Source organism: Arthrobacter sp. CAN_A1, assembly GCF_015751665.1.
Taxonomy (GTDB): domain Bacteria; phylum Actinomycetota; class Actinomycetes; order Actinomycetales; family Micrococcaceae; genus Arthrobacter_D.
Map to the genome: position 1 here is coordinate 85545 of NZ_JADOUR010000009.1, position 21812 is coordinate 107356.

A 21812-nucleotide genomic window follows, 5' to 3' on the forward strand; every position below is an offset into this window, starting at 1 on the left:
ATCTGCGGATAGGGTGAGTCCTGATCACACCAAGCATTCCGCCAAAATCATCAACCGACGGGCGTATCAGCCCGTCACAGATTACGCGAGGGAGCGTTCAAGTGGCCGATACGGCAGCTGCGCAAGAATTCGACATCCTGATCCTGGGCGGGGGCAGCGGTGGCTATGCCGCCGCACTCCGAGCCGTCCAGCTGGGATTCACTGTGGGACTCATCGAGAAGGGCAAGCTCGGTGGCACCTGCCTGCACAACGGGTGCATTCCCACCAAGGCACTGCTGCACTCGGCCGAGGTTGCTGACACTGCACGCTCCGCCGGGAAGTACGGCATCCAGGCGACGTTCGAGTCGATCGACATGCCAGCCGTCAACGCGTACAAGGACGGCATCATTGCCGGTAAGTACAAGGGACTGCAGGGCCTGATCAAGTCCAAGGGCATCACCGTGATCGAGGGTGCTGGCAAGCTCACCTCCACCACCACCGTTGATGTTGAGGGCACCTCCTACACCGGCAAGAACATCATCCTGGCGACCGGCTCCTACTCCCGGACCCTCCCCGGGCTGGAAATCGGCGGCAAGGTCATCACCTCCGACCACGCCCTGAAAATGGACACCCTTCCCAAGAAGGCCATTGTGTTGGGCGGCGGGGTGATCGGTTGCGAATTCGCCTCGGTCTGGAAGTCCTTCGGCGTCGACGTCACCATCATCGAAGGCCTCCCGTCCCTCGTTCCCAACGAGGACGCCACGATCATTAAGGCATTCGAGCGTGCCTTCAAGAAGCGCGGCATCAACTTCAACACCGGCACCTTCTTCGAGAAGGTCGAGCAGAACGACGACGGCGTCGTCGTCACCCTCGTCGATGGCAAGACCTTCGAAGCTGACCTGATGCTCGTCGCCGTCGGTCGTGGACCCGTTACTGACGGACTCGGCTACGAAGAAGCGGGCGTCACCATCGATCGCGGATTCGTCATCACTGACGAGCGTTTGCACACCGGCGTCGGGAACGTCTACGCCGTCGGTGACATCGTTCCTGGCCTCCAGCTGGCGCACCGCGGGTTCCAGCAGGGCATCTTCGTTGCCGAAGAGATCGCCGGTCTGAAGCCGGTCATCGTCGAGGACATCAACATCCCCAAGGTCACCTATAGCGAACCGGAAATCGCTTCGGTGGGTCTCACCGAGAAGGCCGCCAAGGAGAAACTGGGTGAGGACAAGGTCCTGATCCAGGAGTACAACCTAGCCGGAAACGGCAAGACGTCGATCCTGGGGTCGGGCGGTCTTGTCAAGCTCGTCAGCGAGAAGGACGGTCCGGTGATCGGTGTCCACATGATCGGCACCCGCATGGGGGAGCAGATCGGCGAAGCCCAGCTGATTGTGAACTGGGAAGCCTACCCGGAGGACGTGGCTCAGCTGATCCACGCCCACCCCACCCAGAACGAAGCGTTGGGCGAGGCTCACCTCGCTCTCGCAGGCAAGGCGCTGCACGGATAGTCCGGCACGCCCTACCGCTCCCCGGAGCAGCTACACATCGTGCACTAAGCTCGCTTCTAAGCGTTCCACCAGCATTACTCGCAACCTCGGCCCACGGTGCCGGGTCCTAGGGATCCGGCACCGTAAGGCAAGAACTAATAAGGAGAAACGGGGACACTATGTCTGAATCCGTCAACTTACCGGCCCTCGGCGAAAGCGTTACCGAAGGCACCGTCACGCGCTGGCTGAAGGCGGTCGGCGACCGCGTGGAGGTTGACGAGCCCCTGCTCGAGGTGTCCACCGACAAGGTCGACACCGAGATCCCCTCGCCAATCGCCGGGGTCATCGAGGAAATCCTGGTTGCCGAGGACGAGACCGCAGAGGTTGGGGCGCCACTCGTGCGCATCGGCGACGGGTCCGGCAGCTCAGACGATTCAGACTCTTCAGGGGACGCCGCCGACGAGAAGGCAGCAGAGACCGAGGAGCCGGCAGCTGAAGAACCCTCCGCCGAGACCGAGACCGAGGAGAAGGCGCCCGAGCCCGCCGCGGACGAGTCCTCTGATGAATCGGCGGGCGGCGACAGCACTGAGGTCACGCTTCCTGCCCTGGGCGAGAGCGTCACCGAAGGCACCGTCACCCGCTGGTTGAAGGCCGTCGGCGACGACGTCGAGGTGGACGAGCCGCTGCTTGAGGTGTCCACCGACAAGGTTGATACCGAGATCCCCTCCCCGGTCGCCGGGAAACTGCAGGAGATCCGCGTGGCTGAGGACGAGACCGCCGAGGTTGGCGCTGTTCTCGCCGTCATCGGATCCGGCGGCTCAGCTCCGGCCAAGGCTGAAGGCGGACCGGAGCCAGTGGCCGCTGCTCCCTCAGAAGAACGCGAGGAGCCTGTCGCCGAGCCCGCCAAGACTGAGGAAGCTCCGAAGGAAGAGGCTCCTGCCCCCAAGGAAGAAGCCAAACCGGCCGCTCCCAAGGATGCTGAGGATAAGCCAGCGGAGAAGAAGGCCGCCGAAGAGAAGCCAGCCGAGGACAAGTCCGGCGGTTCAGACGCGGCCTACGTCACTCCCCTGGTACGTCGCCTCGCGAAAGACCAGGGCGTTGACCTGCAGTCGGTCAAGGGCACCGGAGTTGGTGGGCGGATCCGCAAGCAGGACGTTCTCGAAGCCGCCGAGGCTGCGAAGAAGACGGCCGCGCCAGCTGCGGCGTCAGCGCCCGCAGCAGCACCGGCACCGGCACCGGCACCGGCACCGGCACAGCCTTCCGCTGAGGCCGCCAAGCTCCGGGGAACAGTCCAGAAGGCCCCGCGTATCCGGCAGACCATTGCCCGGCGGATGCGCGAGTCACTGGAAATCTCAGCCCAGCTGACCCAGGTCATCGAAGTGGACATGAGCAAGGTAGCGCGGCTGCGCACCTCCGCGAAGGACAACTTCCAGGCCCAGAACGGCGCCAAGCTTACCTTCCTGCCCTTCATTTCCAAGGCGGTGACCGAGGCGCTGAAACAGCACCCGAAGCTGAACGCCTCGTTTGATGAGGAAGCCAAGGAAATCACGTACCACGACGCCGAGCACCTCGCGATCGCGGTGGACACCGAGAAGGGCCTCCTGGTTCCGGTGATCAACGACGCGGGCAACCTCAACCTGGCTGGCCTGGCCAAGAAGATCGCCGACGTCGGATCACGGACCCGCAGCGGCAAGATCGGACCGGACGAGCTGTCCGGCGGTACCTTCACCATCACGAACATCGGATCGGTGGGTGCTCTCTTCGACACCCCGATCATCAACCAGCCCCAGGTCGGCATCCTGGGCACCGGCGCGATTGTCAAGCGCCCGGTCGTGGTGACCGCCAACGGTGAAGACACCATTGCGATCCGCTCAATGATGTACCTCAGCCTGAGCTACGACCACCGTCTGGTGGACGGCGCCGACGCCGGCCGCTTCCTGCAGTCGCTGAAGGCCCGCCTCGAAGCCGGCGCTTTCGAATCGGATCTTGGTCTGTAACAGCACCACCGCCGAGGTCAGTAATCACCCACAAAGGAGAATCAATTATGGCTACAGTTCGTAATGCTCACACCGTCTGGAGCGGCAACCTGCAGTCCGGAAGCGGACAGGTCAGTCTCGACTCTTCCGGCCTGGGTACCTATGACGTCACCTGGAAGGCCCGCTCGGAAGAGGCGGGAGGCAAGACCAGCCCTGAAGAGCTGATCGCCGCCGCCCACTCCTCCTGCTTCTCCATGGCGTTCAGCCTGGCGCTCAGCGAGGAAGGGAAAACCGCCGACCGGATCGAAACCAAAGCCGAGGTCGATTTCGTGCCCGGTGAAGGAATCACCGCTATCCGGTTGATCCTCAACGCTGTCATTCCAGGCATCGAGGAGGCTGACTTCCAGCGCATCGCCGAATCGGCGAAGACGGGCTGCCCCGTCTCGCAGGCGCTGGCTGGCGTCAAGAGCATCACCCTCGAGGCAACCCTGCAGTCCTAGTTCCTCAGCAGCATCACCAAAGGCGGCCATTCGGTTCTCACCGAATGGCCGCCTTTGCGCGTCCCCCTAGGAGCTAGGCCTTCGTTGGCCGTGGAGGCAGGGGTCCCGGGTTGAGCTGGGGATAATTAACGCGCACCGGCGGCACGTCGGTGGGCAGTTCGGACATCATTTCCCGCAGGATGGCGACCCCCTGCTCAAGCTGGGGGTCCTCCCCCGCCGCGTAGGCGTGTGGCGGGAACGGTACCTCCATGTCAGGGTCCACACCATAGTTCTCCACGCCCCACTCGACGCCGCCGGTCATCCAGAACGCGTACCGTGGCTGGGTCACCGCTGTGCCGTCGGCCAGCGAGAACCTGCCATCGATGCCGACGACGCCGCCCCAGGTGCGCGTCCCAATCACTGGGCCGATCCCCCTGAGCTTGGCAACCTGGGTGATGATGTCGCCGTCGGACCCGGCGAATTCGTCGGTCAGGATGACCACCGGTCCACGGGGTGCGTGTGCCGGGTAGGTGCCGGGCTGCTCACCCCGGGGGAACGACCAGGCGGTGACCTTTCGGCCGATAAGCTCAGCGACCAGCTGCGAGGTGTGGCCGCCGCGGTTGCGGCGGACGTCAACGATGAGCCCATTGCGGGCGGTTTCCCGGTCCAGGTCGCGGTGCAGTTGGGCCCAACCGCGGGCCACCATGTCCGGAATGTGCAGGTACCCGAAGGTGTCCTCTGAGGCCTGGTGGACGATCGCCCGGTTGGCGTTGACCCAGTTCTGGTATCTGAGACGTTCCTCGCTGCGTAGCGGGACCACGGCGACGCGCCGGACCGAGGATCCGCCGTCGTCGGCGTCTTCCCCGGCAGGACGGACCATTGTCAATTCGATAGTCTTTCCGGCGGCTCCGGTGAGCAGGACCGCCGGTCCGTGGGCTAACGGCACCGGAACCCCGTCGACTGCGGCAATGATGTCACCCACAGCAACTGCCACGCCCGGCGCGGTCAGCGGGGACACGGCCTGCGGGTCCGAGGACTCTCCAGCGAAAATCCGCTCCACCACCCAGCCGTCGGCTGACGGTGCCAGCTCTGCACCGAGGAAACCCTGGGCACCGGTTCCCGGTTCGCCGAACAGCATGGGCGTCACATAGGCGTGGGAGGTCCCCAGCTCGCCGTGCACCTCCCAGAGCACGTCCACCAGGTCGTCGTGTGATCCGAGACGCTCCACCAGGGGCCGGTACCGGTCGCGAATGGCCGGCCAATCGAGGCCGCCCATGTCCTCGGCCCAGAAGAAATCGCGCTGGAGCCGCCAGGTTTCATCAAAGGCCTGCCGCCAGACGCTGACAGGGTCCAGAAGGACGCGGATCCTGCTCAGGTCAACCTCAACGTGATCGGGTGAGTCCTTGTCTACTTTGCCCTTGGTGGGCACTACGGTCACCTTGCCAGCGTGGATCACTACCGCCTTGGCGCCGTCGCCGCTCACCTCGAAGCTGTCCACCTCCGGGACCAGGGTCTCCGCGTCGCGCTTGGCGAGGTCGAACCGTTCCAGCCGCTTCGCCGGATCCTTGGCAGTGGTGGTGGCGCGGCCATCGCCGGTCACGCCGACACGTTCCATGGCGGTCCATAGCAGCGCGCCGTCGACGGCGCGGAGCCCTTCGTATCCGCCCTGCGGCACCGGCACGGCGATGATCCGCTTGGCAAGCCGTTCCGGGTCGACGACGACCGGGTCGACGGTCTCGTCGTCGTCGGTGGACGACGTGGCACGGCCAGCGGGGTCGGGAGCGTGCACTGATGGCCCGAAAGGTGACGGTGTGTCAGCGGCGAGGGCCACCAGATAGGGCTTGGTGGAAACAGGGAAACTGAGGTCAAAACGGTGGGTGTCGTAGACCGGGTCGAAGCTGCGGTCCGACAGAAACGCCAGAAAACGGCCATCCCGGGTGAAGACCGGCGAATGGTCCCGGAACCGGCCGTCGGTCACTTCGAGCACCTCGGCGCCGGATTCTGCCAGCGCCATCCTGATGCGGGTCCTCGCGCCTTCCCCGGTGACCGGTTCCGCCCAACTGAGAAACCGGGAATCCGGCGAGAAAGCCAGGTCGTCGACCGCCCCATGATGGGTCGACGCGAGGGTGAACAGCGAGCCGGTGGCGACCTGCAGCACCAGGATCTCCCCTTTCTCACCGGCGACGGCGACGCGGGCTCCGTCGGGGCTGGTGGTCAGGTTACTGGCCCTGAACGGCCCGTCGAACGCCCAGCGGGAGACTCCCGCCTCGGCCGCGCTGTCCTGCGCCACCACGATGTCTTCGGCGGAGCCGCTCTCATGCTCGGCCTCGCCAGCGAAGTCTGGGCCGGAACCCGACTGGGCGTTGGGTGCCGGGTAAGCTGCGTCGTCGGGCGAGCTGACCGCGGGAACGGGGGCCGGTAGCGCTGGCTCCCCGTGGACGGGCGAACTCGCCGGGGATCCGGTAGCCGCAGCCTGGACGCCACCGGGCCGCGTCCCCCCGGCCAGGCCAGCGTTGACCCGGGACTCAAAGACATGACTGATGTAGAGCGCCTCCTCCCCGTCACGGTCGGCGACATAGGCCACGCGGTCGACGCCGAGCGGCCTTCCGAGCCGGGCCCGGACGCCCGCGGTGGCCTCCACCACCCTCGAGGGTCCATCCCGGTGGGTCAGCCAATGGAGGGTGCCATGGCTCTCCACCACGCTGGCCGAACCGGAGGCAACCGGGGTAACAGCGGAGAGATGCCTGACCACGTTCAGGGGCTGGGGACGACGGCCGGTCGAGGCCGAGCCGAGCGAGATGTCAAGCCGGACCGGCTCGGCGTCGAGGGACGTCATCAGCCAGATGGACCCGGCGGATTCGAACACGATCCGGGTACCGTCGGAGGTGGCGTGCCGTACGTAAAATACCTCATGATCGGTGTGGCGCCGCAGGTCCTCGCCCTGCTGCGACACCGAGTACAGGTTGCCGTAGCCTTCGTGGTCGGACAGGAAGGCGACGCGGTTGTCGATCCACATCGGATCGGCGAGGTTGCCGTCAAGCTCAGGGAGGAACCGGGCGAAGTCTCCCGAGCCGTCAGCGTCCATCCATAGTTTCCCCGCGGTTCCGCCCCGGTAGCGCTTCCACCAGGCGGGTTCGCGGGTAAGCACGCTGGAGATCACGAGGGGCCGCTCGTCACCGACCGCTGGTCCATACACGATGGCGTCGAGCGGACCGTAGGGGATTGCAGTCTGGGCTGACCCGTCCAGCGGCACCCGGTACCCCCAGGCATGGCGGGGGTCCTCGTGCCGGAAAGCGCTGGTGGCGATGACATCGCCGTCGGCTGTGAACCCGCGGACTTTAGTGCTCTGGTGCCCCCAGTAGGTCAGCCGGCGGAAGTTCCCGCCCTCGGTGTCGGCAGCCACCACTTCTGGTGCCCCCGCCTGGGTAACCGTCCAGGCAATGGTTGACCCGTCAGGTGAGAACCGGGGACCCCGTGCAGGTAACTGCATGGCCGAGATCCGCCACGCTCGCCCCCCGGACACCGGCGCAACCCAGACATCGTTTTCTGCGACGAAGGTGAGCAGGTCACCGTGGACATGTGGAAAGCGCAAATAGTGTGAGGAACCCATCCGTCGATCATAGCCACAGACCCACCCAGCGGCGGCGCTGGACTGCACCGGCCAGAGCTCTCTGCGCCACAAGAGTAAGTGGTTCCCATCCGGCCCGTGCGGATGATGGGATAGGGGTATGAGAATTCTAATCTCCGGTGCCTCCGGAACCATTGGCAAGGCCTTCCTCAAACAGCTCGACCCGGCCACGTATCAGGTGAAACGCCTGGTCCGCCGCACGCCGTCGGGACCTGATGAAATTCAGTGGGACCCAACGAGCGGCCACCTGGATCCGGCGATCATGGACGCCACCGACGCGGTGGTCAACCTGTCGGGGGCAGGAATCGCCGGGGCACCCTGGACCCGTGGTTACAAGGAGACCCTCTACTCATCGCGGCTGACGGCGACTCGGACGCTGGTGGACAGCATGCGCCGTGCGGCAACGCCGCCGACCGTGTTTCTGAGCCAGTCGGCGTCGGGGTATTACGGGGACCGCGGGTCAGAGGTGTTGCCGGAAAGCGCCGAATCCGGCGACCTGCTCCTGTCTGATATCTGCCGGCGGTGGGAGGCCGAGGCGCTCCGCGCTCCGTCGTCCGTGCGCACCGTCCTCATGCGCACCGGCGTGGTGATGTCCACCAGCGGCGGCGCCTTGCCCAAGCTGTTGCTGCCGCTGAAGTTTTTTGTCGGCGGTCCGCTCGGCTCCGGCGCCCAGTGGTGGCCGTGGGTGACCCTGGATGACCAGGTCCGCGCGATGGCTTTCCTTCTCGAGGCCGAGGTCAGCGGGCCCGTCAACATCTCCTCCCCTTCCCCCGCCACGGTCACTGACCTGACCGAGGCGCTCGGGGCCGCGCTCAACCGCCCTACCCGGTTCAGGGTGCCCGAATGGGTGCTGACTACCGTGCTGGGCCAGCTGGCCCGCGAGCTGCTGTTGCCCAGCGCCCGGCTTAACCCCACGGTGCTCACCCAGGCCGGGTTCGAGTTCCATCATCAGTCCCTCGACGATCTGGCCCACTGGGTGCGGGAGTCCCAGGGCAGCAAGTAACCCGCGCCTAGGGTTCGTGGATGGTGCTGATCCGCCACCCGTCGTCCTCCAGTTCCAGGACGAACACCAGTTGCTGGACGATGGGCAAAGACACCGAGCGCTGCACGTTGTCGGACAGTGCGCCGTCGGCCGGGACCTCGGTGTACCCCGACGTCGTCGATGTCGCCGTGACTGCTGCGGCTGTTGCGGATTCTTCCCCGACGGCGGTTTCGGGGGTGCTTGCCGCCTCCGTGGCGCGGGTCGGGGCGAGGTCGGTGAGCTTGATCGTGAGGCCGGCCAGAATGTGGCCCCGACGCGCCAACTCCGCAACTGCCTCCTGGTCGGTGGCCATCGCCGGCGACCCTTCCACATTGACCAGCCGCAACAGGGCTGGGTCGGCGGTTTCAAAGGCATGCTCCCTGACCTTTGACAGGTAGGGCAGGACGGCCAGCGGATCCGTCCCGGCAAGGGCAGCGTCGGGCACACCGGCGATAGTGCGCCCTCCCGGCTGCGTCGGCACTGGTGCGACGGGCGACGGGTCCGGCTCGGTCGGGGGTGGATCCGGCGTGGGTGGATCCGGCGGGGCTGAATCAGGAAGGGTCGCTGCGGTCGGGTTCGTGACGGTGTCCGGGCCGCCGCTCAGCAGCACCGGCATGAAACCCAGCACTCCCGACATGGTGAGTCCGATCAGCGCGAGACCGGCGACAGCCAACCCCGCCACGCCCGCAACGCGGATCCTTGTCCCGCGAGTCCCCCAGCGGTGACTCTCTCTCCGCCGCACACGGTCATCCCGTGCTCCGGACTGATGCCGGCCCAGCCGGTGCCCCCTCAGGGGTCGGGGGCGTCGTCGTCGCCGTCGTCCGGGCCCTGTTACGGCGTCCCGGGGAGCGGACCGGCGGGTCCTGAGCTTGGGGAGCACCTCCGGGTGAACGGCGGCGACCAGGTCCAGCGGCTCGGCCTGAGCCGTTCGCTGCACTGCGCGGGCAAACTCATGGGCTCCGGGCCGGGCCGCCGGATCACCGTCAAGACCCCCATTGATGAGGTCGGTGAGCTCCGCTGGCGTGTCCGGCACCAGGAGGGACAGTGGAGGCCGCTGCATCGCTGGTCCTGGGACCCTGCCGGTCAAGGCGAACCAGCCCACGGCGGCCAATGCGTAAATGTCTGCCTCGGTGTTCAGCCGGTGCGGGTCCGGGGACCCCTCGTGGAACCCGGGGGTGCCTCCCATGGCGTGTCGTCCTTCTCCGAGGAGGCGGCCGATTCCAAAGTCCGCCAGCAGGGGTTTGCCCAGCTCAGTGAACACGATGTTGCCGGGTGAGACGTCACCGTGGGCGGCTCCCTGAGCGTGCAGATACGCCAGGACCTGGGCCATGGGGGTCAGCACCGTCACCACCTCCCCCGGTGGCAGCGGCCCCCTGACCGACACGAGGTGGAGGAGGGAACCGCCAGCGGCGTAGTCCATCCTCAGCGCCGGGCCCTGATCGGTAGGCACCACCTCATGAACCGCGAGTAGATGATCGTGGTGAAACCGGGTGTGAAACCGCTCCTCCCGCCCGAAGGCATCCGGGTCGAAGTGCATGTCTGCGGCCGGGTCGATGACCTTCAGGGCGAATGGCTCCCCCGACGCGCTCCTGATCAACCAGACGCTGGAGCTTCCCCCGCGCCCCAGCAGGCGTTCGGTGTCGTAGCCGGGCACAACTGGCGGAGCAGCGTCGGGGAAGTGCGGGGCCCCGGTGCGGTCGGGTGTGCTGTCCATGCACCAGTTGTAGCGGATCGCCAAGGATCCCGCAGAAGTTATCCACAGGGACCCCGGGGACGGCTCCGCCGATGTCAGCGATGTCCGTGAGCAGGTCTACCCTTGAACCCATGACACTTCAGTACTCGCGTGTTGGGCTGGACCCGGAATTTGTCGGCTACGAGGCTGGGTGGGACCTGCAGCGTGAGTTGCACGCCGGCGTTGTCGCAGGGACTACCCCCAGCACCGTCCTCCTGCTGGAACATGAGGCCGTGTACACGGCAGGGCGACGAACCGAAGACCATGAACGACCCTTCGATGGGACGCCTGTTGTTCCGGTTGACCGTGGCGGGAAGCTTACCTGGCACGGCCCCGGGCAGCTGGTGGGGTACCCCATCCTTGCCCTTCCCGAGCCGACCCGGGTGACCGGGTATGTGGCCATCCTGGAGGACGTGATCATTGCCGCGCTGCGGGACTATGGGATCCCAGGGATCCGGATCGATGGCAGGTCAGGGGTCTGGGTCGGCGCGGATGAGCGCGGGCCAGACCGCAAGATTGCGGCCATCGGGATCCGCATTAACCGGCGGGTCACCATGCATGGATTCGCTGTGAACTGCAGCAACGATCTAGGGCCTTTCACCCAGATCGTGCCGTGCGGTATTTCGGATGCAGGGGTGACCACTATCTCGGCGGAAACAGGCCGGACGGTGACGCCGTCGGACATCGTTTCGCGGATTGAGGACGAATTGCGCAAGAATGAACCATTACTGGTTGCCGGGACGGCAGAGGATGTCAGCCCGGCGAGCACAGTCAACCCAGCCGGGATCTCCCGGCCGGAAGGAGCATGACCCGTGAGCCTGGCCCCCGAAGGACGCCGCCTTCTCCGCATCGAGGCGAGAAACGCCGAGATCCCGGTGGAGCGCAAACCCGACTGGATCAAAGCGAAGGTGAACATCGGCCCCGAATTCGTGGCGATGAAAAACCTGGTGAAAAAGGAGGGACTGCACACCGTCTGCGAAGAGGCTGGCTGTCCCAATATTTTTGAATGCTGGGAAGACCGCGAGGCGACCTTCCTGATCGGCGGTTCGGAGTGTACGCGCCGCTGTGATTTCTGCCAGATTGATACCGGAAAGCCCCAACCGCTGGACCGCAGCGAGCCCTTCAAGGTGGCGCAGTCGGTGCAGTCCATGAACCTGCGGTACGCCACCGTGACCGGCGTCGCCCGCGATGACCTGGCCGACGAGGGTGTCTGGCTTTATGCGGAGACCATCCGCCAGATCCACAGCATGAATCCAGGCACCGGCGTCGAAATCCTGATCCCCGACTTCTCGGGTAAGCCCGAGCACATCAAGGCGATCTGCGACGCAGCACCGGAGGTCTTCGCCCACAACGTTGAGACGGTCCCGCGCATCTTCAAGCGCATCCGGCCCGCCTTCCGCTATGAACGGTCCCTCGATGTCCTCACCCAGGGCCGGGACCTCGGTATGGTCACCAAATCCAATCTGATCCTCGGTATGGGCGAAACCCGGGAAGAAATTTCCGAAGCCATGCGGGACCTGCACGACGCCGGCTGCGACCTGATCACCATCAACCAGTACCTGCGGCCCAGCGAACGCCACCTCCCCGTGGACCGTTGGGTCAAGCCCCAGGAGTTCGTCGAGCTCCGGGAAGAAGCCGAGGAGATTGGTTTCCTGGGCGTAATGAGCGGGCCTCTGGTGCGTTCGTCGTACCGCGCCGGACGGCTCTGGGCACGGGCCATGCGCAAGAAGGGTCTCGAACTGCCGCCTGCGCTGGCACACATCGAGGATTCCGGTTCAACGCTTCAGGAAGCATCGAGCCTCGCACCAACCGGCTAACCCCTTGGCCCGTTCGGGACCACCCTGATCGATCGACCGGGGTGGTTTCCGCACGTCCACCCGACATCCCGGATCACGTAGAATTGAAGCACTATGGCCAACAGCATTGAATCAGACGGATCATCCACCCCCAAGAAGCGCCTCTTTTCCCGGAAGCCAAAGCCCGAGAAGGGGCCGAAAAAGACCGGGCGGATGAAGCAGATTTCCGAGGTCTTCAAGATGACCCGGCGGAACGATCCGAACGTCGTGTGGATCATGCTGTTGGCCTTCCTGTCGATCGTCGCCGTCGGCCTGGTGATCGGCTTCCTGATCCAAAACTGGATCACCATGCTGATCATCGCCATCCCGTTGGGCTTCCTGGCCGCGGTTTTCATCCTCTCCCGGCGTGCCGAGCGGGCAGCGTTCTCCCAGATCGAGGGGCAGGCGGGCGCAGCTGGTGCGGCGTTGAGCGTCCTGCGGCGCGGCTGGATCCTGCAGGACCAGCCGGTCGCGATGAACCCCCGGTCGCAGGACGCAGTGTTCCGTGCCATTGGCCGGCCAGGCATTGTCCTGGTCACCGAGGGTCCGTCGGCCCGGGTCAAACCGCTGGCCGAAGCTGAACGCCGCAAGATGGCCAGGATCGTCCCCAATGTGAAGGTCCACGTCATCGAAGCCGGACGCGGCGAGGGACAGGTTCCGCTGGCCCAGGTGGCCAAGAAAGCCCAGAAGCTCAAGAAGAACCTCACCAAGCAGGAAGTCCAGGCCGTGAACAAGCGGCTCACCGCGCTCGGCACCAAACTGCCGATCCCCAAGGGAATCGACCCGTTCAAGGCACGCCCGGACCGCAAGGCCATGCGCGGCCGCTAAGCGAACGAAAAGCCGGCCCCACCCCTGATGTTCTCGGGAGTGGGGCCGGCTTTTCTGTGTCCGCGGGTACGGTCGACAGGTTAGTTCGGCAGCGTGAGGATCTCGGCGCCGTCGTCGGTGATGGCGATGGTGTGCTCGCTGTGGGCAGTCCGGCAGCCGGTGGCGCTCCTGAGGGTCCAGCCGTCAGGGTCCGTGACGAGTTTCGCGGTGTCCACCATGACCCACGGCTCCAGCGCCAGCAGCAGTCCAGGCCGGAGCACGTAGCCACGGCCCGGTCGCCCCATATTCGGAACGTGCGGGTCCTGGTGCATGGTCGAGCCGATGCCGTGGCCGCCGAACTCGGTATTGATCGGATACCCGGCGTCGGTAAGGACCCTGCCAATGGCATAGGAAATGTCCCCGATTTTCACTCCGGGGCCAGCCGTGGCGATGGCCGAGGCGAGAGCGCGTTCGGTGGCGAGGATCATGTCCACGCTCTCCGCCAGCTGTGAATCCCCCACGATGAAACTGATGGCAGAGTCAGCGGCAATGCCGCGCTTGGAGACGGCAAGGTCGAGGGTGAGCAGGTCGCCGTCGGCCAGGGCGTAGTCATGGGGCAGCCCGTGGAGCACTGCATCGTTCACTGCCGTGCAAATGTAGTGGCCAAACGGTCCGCGCCCGAACGAGGGCGCGTAGTCGACGTAGCAGGACTCGGCTCCGGCGTCGGCGATCATGATCTTCGTCCAGGCGTCGATCTCGAGGAGATTGGTGCCGACCATGCAGCGACTCTTCACGGTCTGCAGGATGGTGGCCACCAGGGCGCCGGTGTCTTTGGCCCGGATCAGTTCGGTTGCGTTCAGGATCTCGATCATTCGGTGTCTCTCATGGTGCAGTCAGTGTCATGGTGCAGTCAGTCCCGTGATGGGGTGCCAGGTTCAGGTCAGATCCTGACCAGGAGGGTGTTCACGGCGCGGTCGTGGACGCCACGTTGATCGCGGTCGACGATCACTGCCGGAATCACCAGGCAGATCAGGAGGGTCCTGACCAGCGCCTTGCCGAAGCCTGCCGGGTGGCCCGCGACCGTTTGCACCTGCATCCCCACGATCCGATGCCCGATGCTGTACCCGAAGAACCCCACCAGCAGAACCTGGGTCAGCGCAAAGATGCCCAGCGTAGCGAAGCTGTTGTAGTCGAAGAAGCTGTACGAAATCAAAGATGCCAGGGCCCAGTCAATGAGCAGGGCTATGATCCGGCGCCCCGGCCGGGCAATCGCTGCCGGGCCTTCCTTGGGGCGACCCATCCCCCGGCCCGGCCAGTAGTTGGAACTATCGGACGGTGTTCCGCCGAGCCATGAACCGATGTCGTTTCTGTCTACCACAGTCCAATCTTAACGTGTCTGATCGGGCTGGCTGCGCGCCGTCGTCGTCGTCATCCGGGCGGCACTTCCGACCCGGAGCCGCAAATCAGGCTAGGCTGAAAGAGCCTTTAGTCCCAGATCAGGCGTTAAGTAACGTGCCGGAAACAATTGTGACACCAGTGGGAAACTGCAAACTCCTACAGTTGTAACCATTGCGGCGGCGGCGCTCAGTGTCCCTGATCTGCGCCCGGTCGTTCCCCCACATGCGTTAGGAGCATAAACGATGTTCAAGAATGCGGACGAAGTCCTCAAGTTCATCGCTGACGAAGACGTAAAGTTTGTCGACGTCCGATTCACCGATCTTCCCGGAGTGCAGCAGCACTTCAACGTTCCGGCAAAGTCTGTCGATGCAGACTTCTTTGTCAACGGCCAGCTGTTCGACGGTTCGTCGATCCGTGGCTTCCAGGGAATCGCAGAGTCGGACATGCAGCTGATTCCGGACGTCACCACTGCGTTCATTGATCCCTTCCGCATGGAGAAGACACTTGCGCTGAGCTTCTCGATTGTGAACCCCCGGACCGGCGATCCCTACCACCGTGACCCACGGGGTGTGGCAGAACGCGCCGAGGCTTACCTGAGCTCCACCGGCATTGCCGACACCGCGTTCTTCGCGCCGGAAGCCGAGTTCTACATCTTCGACAACGTGCAGTACGAGTCCCTTCCCCAGGGCAGCTTCTACAAGGTTGACTCAATCGAGGCTCCCTGGAACAGCGGCCGCGAAGAAGAGGGCGGGAACCTTGGCAACAAGACCCCGTTCAAGGGCGGCTACTTCCCTGTCTCCCCCGTCGACAAGCAGGCCGACCTCCGCGACGCGATCTGCGTTGAGCTGGACAACGCCGGCCTTGAGGTTGAGCGGTCCCACCACGAGGTGGGCGGCGCTGGCCAGGCGGAGATCAACTACAAGTTCACCACCATGACTCATGCTGCTGATGACCTGCAGAAGTTTAAGTACATCGTCAAGAACGTATCCGATGCGTGGGGCAAATCGGCAACGTTCATGCCGAAGCCGGTCTTCGGCGACAACGGCTCGGGCATGCACTGCCACCAGTCGCTGTGGAGCGCGGGCGAGCCTCTGTTCTACGACGAGCGCGGTTACGCCGGACTGTCCGACATGGCCCGCTGGTACATCGGCGGCCTGCTGAAGCACGCCTCGGCGGTCCTCGCATTCACCAACCCGACGGTGAACTCCTACCGTCGCCTGGTCAAGGGCTTCGAAGCCCCGGTCAACATGGTGTACTCGCAGGGTAACCGTTCGGCCGGTATCCGGATCCCGATCACGGGCTCCAACCCGAAGGCGAAGCGCATCGAGTTCCGCGCGCCGGACCCCTCTTCCAACCCGTACCTGGCGTTCGCTGCCCAGCTGATGGCTGGCCTTGATGGAATCAAGAACCGGATCGAGCCAGCTGACCCGATCGACAAGGACCTCTACGAGCTTCCCGCCGAGGAAGCCAAGGACATCCAGAAGGCTCCAGGCTCATTGGAGGAGGCTCTGCTCGCCCTTGAGGCCGACAACGAGTTCCTGCAGGCCGGCGGCGTGTTCACCCAGGACCTGATTGACACCTGGATCGAATACAAGCGCGAATTCGAGATCATCCCGCTGTCGCTGCGCCCGAACCCTTACGAGTTCGAGCTCTACTACGGCGTCTAGTTTCCACATAAAAGAAGACCCGCACGGATCCTCGTGCGGGTCTTCTTTTATGCGCTGGATCTGCGGTATGTCAGTAGGATGCTTCATCCAGGGAGGTGAGAACCATAACGGCGTCACGCACCGCTGTGCTGACTCTCATGGCAGCGACAACACCCATCGCTCCGGCCACAGCGAGCAGTGACCGACCACCAACTTGCGTCATTGCATTGTTGTTCATCATCACGAGCATCCTCCCTGAAGGGTTCTTACCTAATATCAAAAGGTAACGGCTGATGCTGGTGGAACTGTGCAAGTTCGCTTGATGGAATTCTGGGCGTGTCGCGGCTCACTTCCGAGGAGAGTCCGGCCTGCCATCCCATTGACCGGGCACGGTGAGTGGGAATATCTAGACAGTCCCACTGAACGGCACCGAACACTGGGAGAGTGCCGACGGCGGGTCTGCTGTTAGTAGCCGTAGAACGACCGCTCGAAGATGGCACGGCTGCGCCGGGTGAGCCGCAGGTAGTCCTCTTCCAAACGTGCGCCCATTCCGGGGCCGTACCCGCACCAGCGGGCCACCGCCTCGAGGTCGCGGCGCGAGGACGGCAGCAGATCCGATGCCTTGCCGCTCCAGATCACGTTGGCTGCCCGCACCCGGCTCGACAGGCACCAGCTCTGCCGCAGGGTCTGCACATCGGAGGTGGGCAGGAGGTCCGCTGCCTCGATGGCATCCATGGCCGCCAGGGTGGACGTGGTCTTCAGGTCAGGGGTGTCGTGGGCGTGCTGCAGTTGCAGCAGCTGTACCAGCCATTCGACGTCGCTCAGCCCGCCCCGACCAAGTTTGAGGTGACGCGAGGGGTCTGCTCCGCGTGGGAGGCGCTCCGACTCCATGCGTGCCTTCAAGCGGCGGATCTCGCGCAGGCCCTGGCCGGACAGTTCCGCCGGGTACCGGATGGGGTCAATCAGTTCGGTGAATGCTGCGGCCAGATCGTCGCTGCCCGCGACGGGCAGTGCACGCAGGAGTGCCTGCGATTCCCAGACCAGGGACCACCGCCGGTAATACTCGCGGAACGACTCAAGGGATCTCACCATCGGCCCCTGTTTACCCTCGGGGCGCAGGTCAGCGTCGATCTCCAGCACCCGCTCCGCCTGGATGGCGGGTGAGCAGGGCTGCTGCAGCAGGGCGGAGAGCTGGCTGACAATCCGCTCCGCCTGGCCTTGCGCCGCCGACTCCCCGGCCCCCGGGCGGGCCCGGTGCACATACATGACGTCGGCGTCGGACCCATAGGTAATCTCGCGGCCACCCTGCCGCCCCATGGCGACGACGACGACGTCCGTCAACGGCTCCTCATTAGCAAAGATCGCACCCTCGGCCACATGCAGGGCGCCGAGGATGGCCGCGCGGTCAGTGGCGGAGAGGGCTGCACCGACCGCCGCCTGATCCAGCAGCCCCGAACTGTCGGCGATGGCGATGCGCAGCAGCTCCCGACGGCGGATGAGCCGGATCAGGCGCATCGCCTCGCGGGGTTCCGGGTGGCGTGACATTTTCGACTGGATTTCGCCCCACTGGGCTTCAAATTCGACCGGGACGAGGTCCTTGTCATTGCCCAGCCATTTGGTCGACTCGGGCGAGACTTCCAGCAGGTCCGCGATGAAGCGGCTGCTGGAGAGGATGTGGCAGAGCCGCTCGGCTGCGGCTTTCGAGTCGCGGAGCATGCCCAGGTACCAGTGGGTCTGCCCGAGGCCCTCGCTGAGACGACGGAAACCCAGGAGCCCGGCGTCGGGATCCACCCCGTCGGCTAACCAGCCCAGCAGGACTGGCAGGAGATTGCGTTGCAGCGCGGACCGCCTGCTGAGGCCCGAGGTGAGGGCTTCAATGTGGCGCATCGCGACCTTCGGGTCCAGGTAGCCGAGCGCGGCGAGCCGTGCCCGGGCCGCTTCGGGGGTCAGCCTGACCTCGTCGACGCTGAGATTCGCTGCGGTATTCAGAAGTGGACGGTAGAAAATGTTCTCGTGGAGCCCGCGCACCAACCGTTTGGTCTGCTGCCACTGCTCGAGCAGCGCCGCGGCGGCCGGACGGGTGGTGACCTGCGCGCCCTGGGAGGACATGGCGAGGGCGCGCCGTGAGGCGTCGTCCTCGGGCATCAGGTGGGTACGGCGCATGTTGACGAGCTGGATGCGGTGCTCCAGGACGCGCAGATACCGGTAGGACTCGTCGAACGCCTTGGCGTCGGTCCGACCGATGTAGCCGGCGGCGCTGAGCGCGGTGATCGCGGAGGTGGTGTCGCGGATCCGGATCGACTCGTCGGCTTTGCCGTGCACCAGCTGCAGCAGTTGGACGGTGAATTCGACGTCGCGGAGCCCACCCGGGCCGAGCTTCAACTGGCGTTCCGCCTCGTGGGAGGGAATATTGTCGGTCACCCGGCGGCGCATCGCCTGCACCGAGTCGACAAACCCCTCGCGTTCGGACGAGTTCCAGACCAGCGGCGCGACCGACTCCTCGTAGCGCCGGCCCAGGTCGGCGTCGCCGGCAATGGTGCGGGCCTTGAGCAGGGCCTGGAATTCCCAGCTCTGCGCCCACCGGGCGTAGTAGGACAGGTGGGACTCGAGGGTGCGCACGAGGGGACCGTCCCGTCCTTCGGGGCGGAGGTTGGCGTCCACCTCCCATAGGCCGGGTTCCCCGCCGCTGGCGGAGATTGCCCGCGAAATCCCGGTGGCCAGCGACGTGCCGATCCGGGTTGCCAGGTCCTCGGCCAGGTCCGTCGCCTCGATCACGTAGATGACGTCGACGTCGGAAATGTAGTTCAGCTCACCGGCACCGCACTTGCCCATCCCCATCACCGCGAGGCGGACGGAGGCCACGTCGGTGGCGGAGAAGCTGTTCGCCAGTTCGGCGCGGGAGACGGCCAGGGCCGCTTCCACCGCTGCCGCCGCAAGGTCAGCCAGTTCCTTGCCCACCGTGGGTAGGTAGGCGACCGGCGACGCCGAGCACAGGTCGCGGACGGCAAGTTCCACCAGGTGGCGCCGGTAGCGCGCCCGCAGCAGGGCATAGGCTTCGGTGCCGCCGGACCCGGCTACGGGTGTCCCCGACGACGGGTCGGCGTCCACCGCTTCGAGGAGGGAGGACCGCAGCGACTCAGCCGAGACTCCCCCGGGTGTCCTGGAGGGCGTGACCTTGACGGTGTCGAGGTGCTCCGGGCGCCTCATCAGGAACTCGGCCAGCGCTTCGGATGTACCCAGTAACCGGAACAGGGGCTCGCTGCTGGCGCCGCCGTCGGCGACCACCGCGGCCAGGTCCGGTTGGACCGCCAGCAACCGCACCAGGGATTGCAGCGCCAGGTCAGGGTTGGCCGAGCGGGCCAGCCCATCGAACAGCGCCGCTTCCGGAATGCCCTCCAGCTCGGGGGCAGCGAGGAAACGGGAGCTCTTCTCGAGGTCGGTGAAACCCCGGCTGATGAGTTGGCGGTTCAGGCTCATCGCGGGCGCCAGGTTAGAGAATTCCGAGGTTGCGTCGCAGCTCGTAGGGCGTGACCTGGATGCGGTAGTCGTGCCACTCGGCGCGCTTGTTGCGCAGGAAATTCTCGAAGACCTGTTCGCCGAGGATCCCGGCGACCAGCTCTGACTCCTCCATCACCCGGATGGCGTCGTGCAGGCTGGCCGGCAAGGGGTCGTGGCCCATAGCGCGCCGCTCGGTGGCCGTCAGGCTCCAGACGTCGTCCTCGGCTCCCGGCGGAAGCTCGTAGCCTTCTTCGATTCCCTTCAGGCCCGCTCCCAGCAGCACCGAGTAGGCGAGATAAGGATTACTGGCCGAGTCGATTCCGCGGTATTCGATCCGCGCCGACTGGCCCTTGTTCGGCTTATAGAGGGGGACACGGACCAGCGCTGAGCGGTTGTTGTGGCCCCAGGACAGGTAGCTCGGGGCCTCTCCCCCGCCCCACAGGCGCTTGTAGGAGTTGACGAACTGGTTGGTGACAGCGGTGAACTCGGGGGCGTGCTTCAGGATCCCGGCGATGAACTGGCGTGCTGTCTTGGACAGCTGGAACTCGGCGCCGGCCTCGTAGAACGCGTTGGCGTCACCCTCGAACAGCGAGAAGTGGGTGTGCATCCCGGAGCCGGGGTGATCGGAGAACGGCTTGGGCATGAACGTGGCGTAGCTGTTCTGTGTCAACGCCACCTCTTTGATGATGGTGCGGAAGGTCATGATGTTGTCGGCGGTCTGCAGCGCATCCGCGTACCGAAGGTCAATTTCGTTCTGACCCGGTCCTGCCTCGTGGTGGCTGAACTCCACCGAGATACCCACGGATTCCAGCATCGCCACAGCTGTCCGGCGGAAGTCCTGGGCCACTCCACCCGGCACATGGTCAAAGTACCCGGCCTGGTCGACGGGGACGGGCTGCCCGTCGGGTCCCAGTTCATCGGACTTGAGCAGGTAGAACTCGATTTCCGGGTGGGTGTAGCAGGTGAACCCCATGTCGGCTGCCTTGGCGAGGGTCCGCTTCAGCACCCCCCGTGGGTCTGCCGTGGACGGCATTCCGTCGGGAGTGAGGATGTCGCAGAACATCCTGGAGGTCGGTTCCTTCTCGCCGCGCCAGGGCAGAATCTGGAAGGTCGACGGGTCAGGCTGGGCGAGCATGTCCGATTCGAAAACCCGGGCCAGCCCTTCAATGGACGAACCATCAAAGCCCAGGCCCTCCTCAAAGGCGCCCTCGACCTCGGCCGGCGCCAGGGCAACCGACTTCAGCGAACCCACTACGTCGGTGAACCACAGCCGCACAAACCGCACATCGCGTTCCTCGATGGTACGCAGTACAAATTCCTGCTGCCGATCCATAGCTACCCTCTTTCATGCTGTCGGTGGTGTCCCGAATGACCACAAGCGTCGGTCCACCAGTTCACTCTACTTCCCACGTGCCACAAGAGGTTCTGAAGTAGGCTCGACACTATGACTTCCGCAGAGATTCCAGCACCTTACGGAACGGGTACCCGCGATGCCAACGCCGGGACATTAGCGGCAGGGGAAGCTAAGCGCACCCCCGCCAGGATCCGCACCCATCACCTGCAGCAGGCGAAGGTTGAGGGGCGCCGCTTCGCCATGCTCACTGCCTATGACCAGTACGCCGCCGAGATTTTCGACGACGCCGGCATCGAGGTACTCCTCGTGGGCGATTCCGCGGCCAACAACGTCCTCGGGTACACCACCACCCTGCCGATCACCATGGACGAGATGATCATCTTCTCGCGGGCCGTCACCAACGGGGCCACCCGCGCCCTCGTGGTCAGCGATCTCCCCTTCGGCAGCTACGAGATCTCCCCCGCCCAGGCCATCGAATCGTCGGTGCGCCTGATGAAAGAGGGAGGGGTGCACGCGGTAAAGATGGAGGGTGGCCGGCACTACGCCGACACCGTCCGCGCGCTCACCACCGCGGGGATCCCCGTGATGGCGCACATCGGTTTCACCCCGCAGAGCGAGCATGCCCTCGGCGGTTACCGGGTTCAGGGTCGCGGTGATGCAGCCCAGGAACTGATTGACGACGCCGTCGCCCTCGCCGATGCTGGGGCGTTCTGCGTGCTGATGGAAATGGTGCCCGCCGAGGTGGCGGCCGCCGTCGACCGCGCCATCAGCGTGCCGACCATCGGCATCGGGGCAGGCAACGCAACCACCGGGCAGGTGCTGGTGTGGCAGGACATGGCGGGGGTGCGCACCGGCCGCCAGCCGAAATTCGTCAAGCAGTTCGCCGACGTTCGCTCAGTGCTCGCTGCCGCGGCGACGGCTTACGCCGACGAGGTCCGGCAGGGAACCTTCCCCGGCCCGGAGCACAGCTTCTAG

At 65.2% G+C, this 21812-nt stretch carries 15 protein-coding genes; 9 read left to right on the forward strand and 6 right to left on the reverse strand.

The genetic code is table 11. The features are described 5' to 3' along the window. The first annotated feature begins 101 nt into the window (after positions 1–101). The 3 genes from lpdA (at position 102) to IWX62_RS11545 (ending at position 3939) form a co-directional block, all read left to right on the forward strand. Positions 102–1484, forward strand: coding sequence for a dihydrolipoyl dehydrogenase (gene lpdA, locus IWX62_RS11535; protein ID WP_196841562.1), 1383 nt, complete (start codon positions 102–104; stop codon positions 1482–1484). Positions 1485–1642: 158 nt separating this feature from the next. Further along, the gene (gene sucB, locus IWX62_RS11540) at positions 1643–3460 is read left to right on the forward strand and encodes a 2-oxoglutarate dehydrogenase, E2 component, dihydrolipoamide succinyltransferase (RefSeq protein WP_196841563.1); all 1818 of its coding nucleotides are present in this window, start codon (positions 1643–1645) and stop codon (positions 3458–3460) included. Positions 3461–3507: 47 nt separating this feature from the next. Then, positions 3508–3939 (forward strand): OsmC family protein, encoded by a 432-nt coding sequence (locus tag IWX62_RS11545; protein ID WP_196841564.1) that lies wholly within the window; start codon positions 3508–3510, stop codon positions 3937–3939. A gap of 73 nt (positions 3940–4012) precedes the next feature. On the opposite strand, the gene IWX62_RS11550 is transcribed toward IWX62_RS11545, so the two are convergent. Continuing rightward, positions 4013–7528, reverse strand: coding sequence for a S41 family peptidase (locus IWX62_RS11550; RefSeq protein WP_196841565.1), 3516 nt, complete (start codon positions 7526–7528; stop codon positions 4013–4015). Positions 7529–7646: 118 nt separating this feature from the next. Here IWX62_RS11550 and IWX62_RS11555 point away from each other — a divergent pair, with 118 nt between their 5' ends. Continuing rightward, a complete protein-coding gene (locus IWX62_RS11555; protein WP_196841566.1) occupies positions 7647–8549 on the forward strand; it encodes a TIGR01777 family oxidoreductase in 903 nt (300 codons plus the stop codon). 7 nt (positions 8550–8556) lie between these two features. Here the strand turns inward: IWX62_RS11555 and IWX62_RS11560 are convergent, their stop codons facing one another. Beyond that, a complete protein-coding gene (locus IWX62_RS11560; RefSeq protein WP_196841567.1) occupies positions 8557–10281 on the reverse strand; it encodes a serine/threonine-protein kinase in 1725 nt (574 codons plus the stop codon). 110 nt (positions 10282–10391) lie between these two features. On the opposite strand from IWX62_RS11560, the gene lipB reads away from it, so the two are divergent. The 3 genes from lipB (at position 10392) to IWX62_RS11575 (ending at position 12962) form a co-directional block, all read left to right on the forward strand. Then, on the forward strand, positions 10392–11108 hold the full coding sequence (lipB, locus tag IWX62_RS11565) for a lipoyl(octanoyl) transferase LipB (RefSeq protein ID WP_196841568.1): 717 nt from the start codon (positions 10392–10394) through the stop codon (positions 11106–11108). A 3-nt stretch (positions 11109–11111) separates the two neighbouring features. Then, positions 11112–12116: a lipoyl synthase gene (gene lipA, locus IWX62_RS11570; protein WP_196841569.1), complete on the forward strand. Its 1005-nt coding sequence runs from the start codon at positions 11112–11114 to the stop codon at positions 12114–12116. 93 nt (positions 12117–12209) lie between these two features. Next, entirely contained in the window at positions 12210–12962 is a 753-nt protein-coding gene (locus IWX62_RS11575; protein ID WP_196841570.1) for a DUF4191 domain-containing protein, read from the forward strand. Between the two features lie 80 nt (positions 12963–13042). Here the strand turns inward: IWX62_RS11575 and map are convergent, their stop codons facing one another. Next, complete coding sequence (gene map, locus IWX62_RS11580; RefSeq protein WP_196841571.1) at positions 13043–13813, reverse strand: type I methionyl aminopeptidase; 771 nt, start codon at positions 13811–13813, stop codon at positions 13043–13045. A 68-nt stretch (positions 13814–13881) separates the two neighbouring features. Then, complete coding sequence (locus IWX62_RS11585; RefSeq protein WP_196841572.1) at positions 13882–14319, reverse strand: RDD family protein; 438 nt, start codon at positions 14317–14319, stop codon at positions 13882–13884. 262 nt (positions 14320–14581) lie between these two features. Between IWX62_RS11585 and glnA (IWX62_RS11590) the strand changes: the two genes are divergently transcribed. Continuing rightward, positions 14582–16006, forward strand: a complete 1425-nt coding sequence (gene glnA / locus IWX62_RS11590; RefSeq protein ID WP_196841573.1) for a type I glutamate--ammonia ligase — start codon at positions 14582–14584, stop codon at positions 16004–16006. Between the two features lie 444 nt (positions 16007–16450). On the opposite strand, the gene IWX62_RS11595 is transcribed toward glnA (IWX62_RS11590), so the two are convergent. Continuing rightward, positions 16451–19462: a bifunctional [glutamine synthetase] adenylyltransferase/[glutamine synthetase]-adenylyl-L-tyrosine phosphorylase gene (locus IWX62_RS11595; protein WP_196841574.1), complete on the reverse strand. Its 3012-nt coding sequence runs from the start codon at positions 19460–19462 to the stop codon at positions 16451–16453. 13 nt (positions 19463–19475) lie between these two features. Next, positions 19476–20816, reverse strand: a complete 1341-nt coding sequence (glnA, locus tag IWX62_RS11600; protein ID WP_196841575.1) for a type I glutamate--ammonia ligase — start codon at positions 20814–20816, stop codon at positions 19476–19478. Positions 20817–20927: 111 nt separating this feature from the next. On the opposite strand from glnA (IWX62_RS11600), the gene panB reads away from it, so the two are divergent. After that, positions 20928–21812, forward strand: coding sequence for a 3-methyl-2-oxobutanoate hydroxymethyltransferase (panB, locus tag IWX62_RS11605; RefSeq protein WP_196841576.1), 885 nt, complete (start codon positions 20928–20930; stop codon positions 21810–21812).

Excerpts from the sequence above, each read along its gene's own strand:
- sucB (WP_196841563.1), top strand. The coding sequence starts at position 1,643 with ATGTCTGAATCCGTCAACTTACCGGCCCTCGGCGAAAGCGTTACCGAA.
- IWX62_RS11545 (WP_196841564.1), top strand. The coding sequence starts at position 3,508 with ATGGCTACAGTTCGTAATGCTCACACCGTCTGGAGCGGCAACCTGCAG.
- IWX62_RS11550 (WP_196841565.1), bottom strand. The coding sequence starts at position 7,528 with ATGGGTTCCTCACACTATTTGCGCTTTCCACATGTCCACGGTGACCTG.
- IWX62_RS11555 (WP_196841566.1), top strand. The coding sequence starts at position 7,647 with ATGAGAATTCTAATCTCCGGTGCCTCCGGAACCATTGGCAAGGCCTTC.
- IWX62_RS11560 (WP_196841567.1), bottom strand. The coding sequence starts at position 10,281 with ATGGACAGCACACCCGACCGCACCGGGGCCCCGCACTTCCCCGACGCT.
- lipB (WP_196841568.1), top strand. The coding sequence starts at position 10,392 with ATGACACTTCAGTACTCGCGTGTTGGGCTGGACCCGGAATTTGTCGGC.
- IWX62_RS11575 (WP_196841570.1), top strand. The coding sequence starts at position 12,210 with ATGGCCAACAGCATTGAATCAGACGGATCATCCACCCCCAAGAAGCGC.
- map (WP_196841571.1), bottom strand. The coding sequence starts at position 13,813 with ATGATCGAGATCCTGAACGCAACCGAACTGATCCGGGCCAAAGACACC.
- glnA (WP_196841573.1), top strand. The coding sequence starts at position 14,582 with ATGTTCAAGAATGCGGACGAAGTCCTCAAGTTCATCGCTGACGAAGAC.
- IWX62_RS11595 (WP_196841574.1), bottom strand. The coding sequence starts at position 19,462 with ATGAGCCTGAACCGCCAACTCATCAGCCGGGGTTTCACCGACCTCGAG.
- glnA (WP_196841575.1), bottom strand. The coding sequence starts at position 20,816 with ATGGATCGGCAGCAGGAATTTGTACTGCGTACCATCGAGGAACGCGAT.
- panB (WP_196841576.1), top strand. The coding sequence starts at position 20,928 with ATGACTTCCGCAGAGATTCCAGCACCTTACGGAACGGGTACCCGCGAT.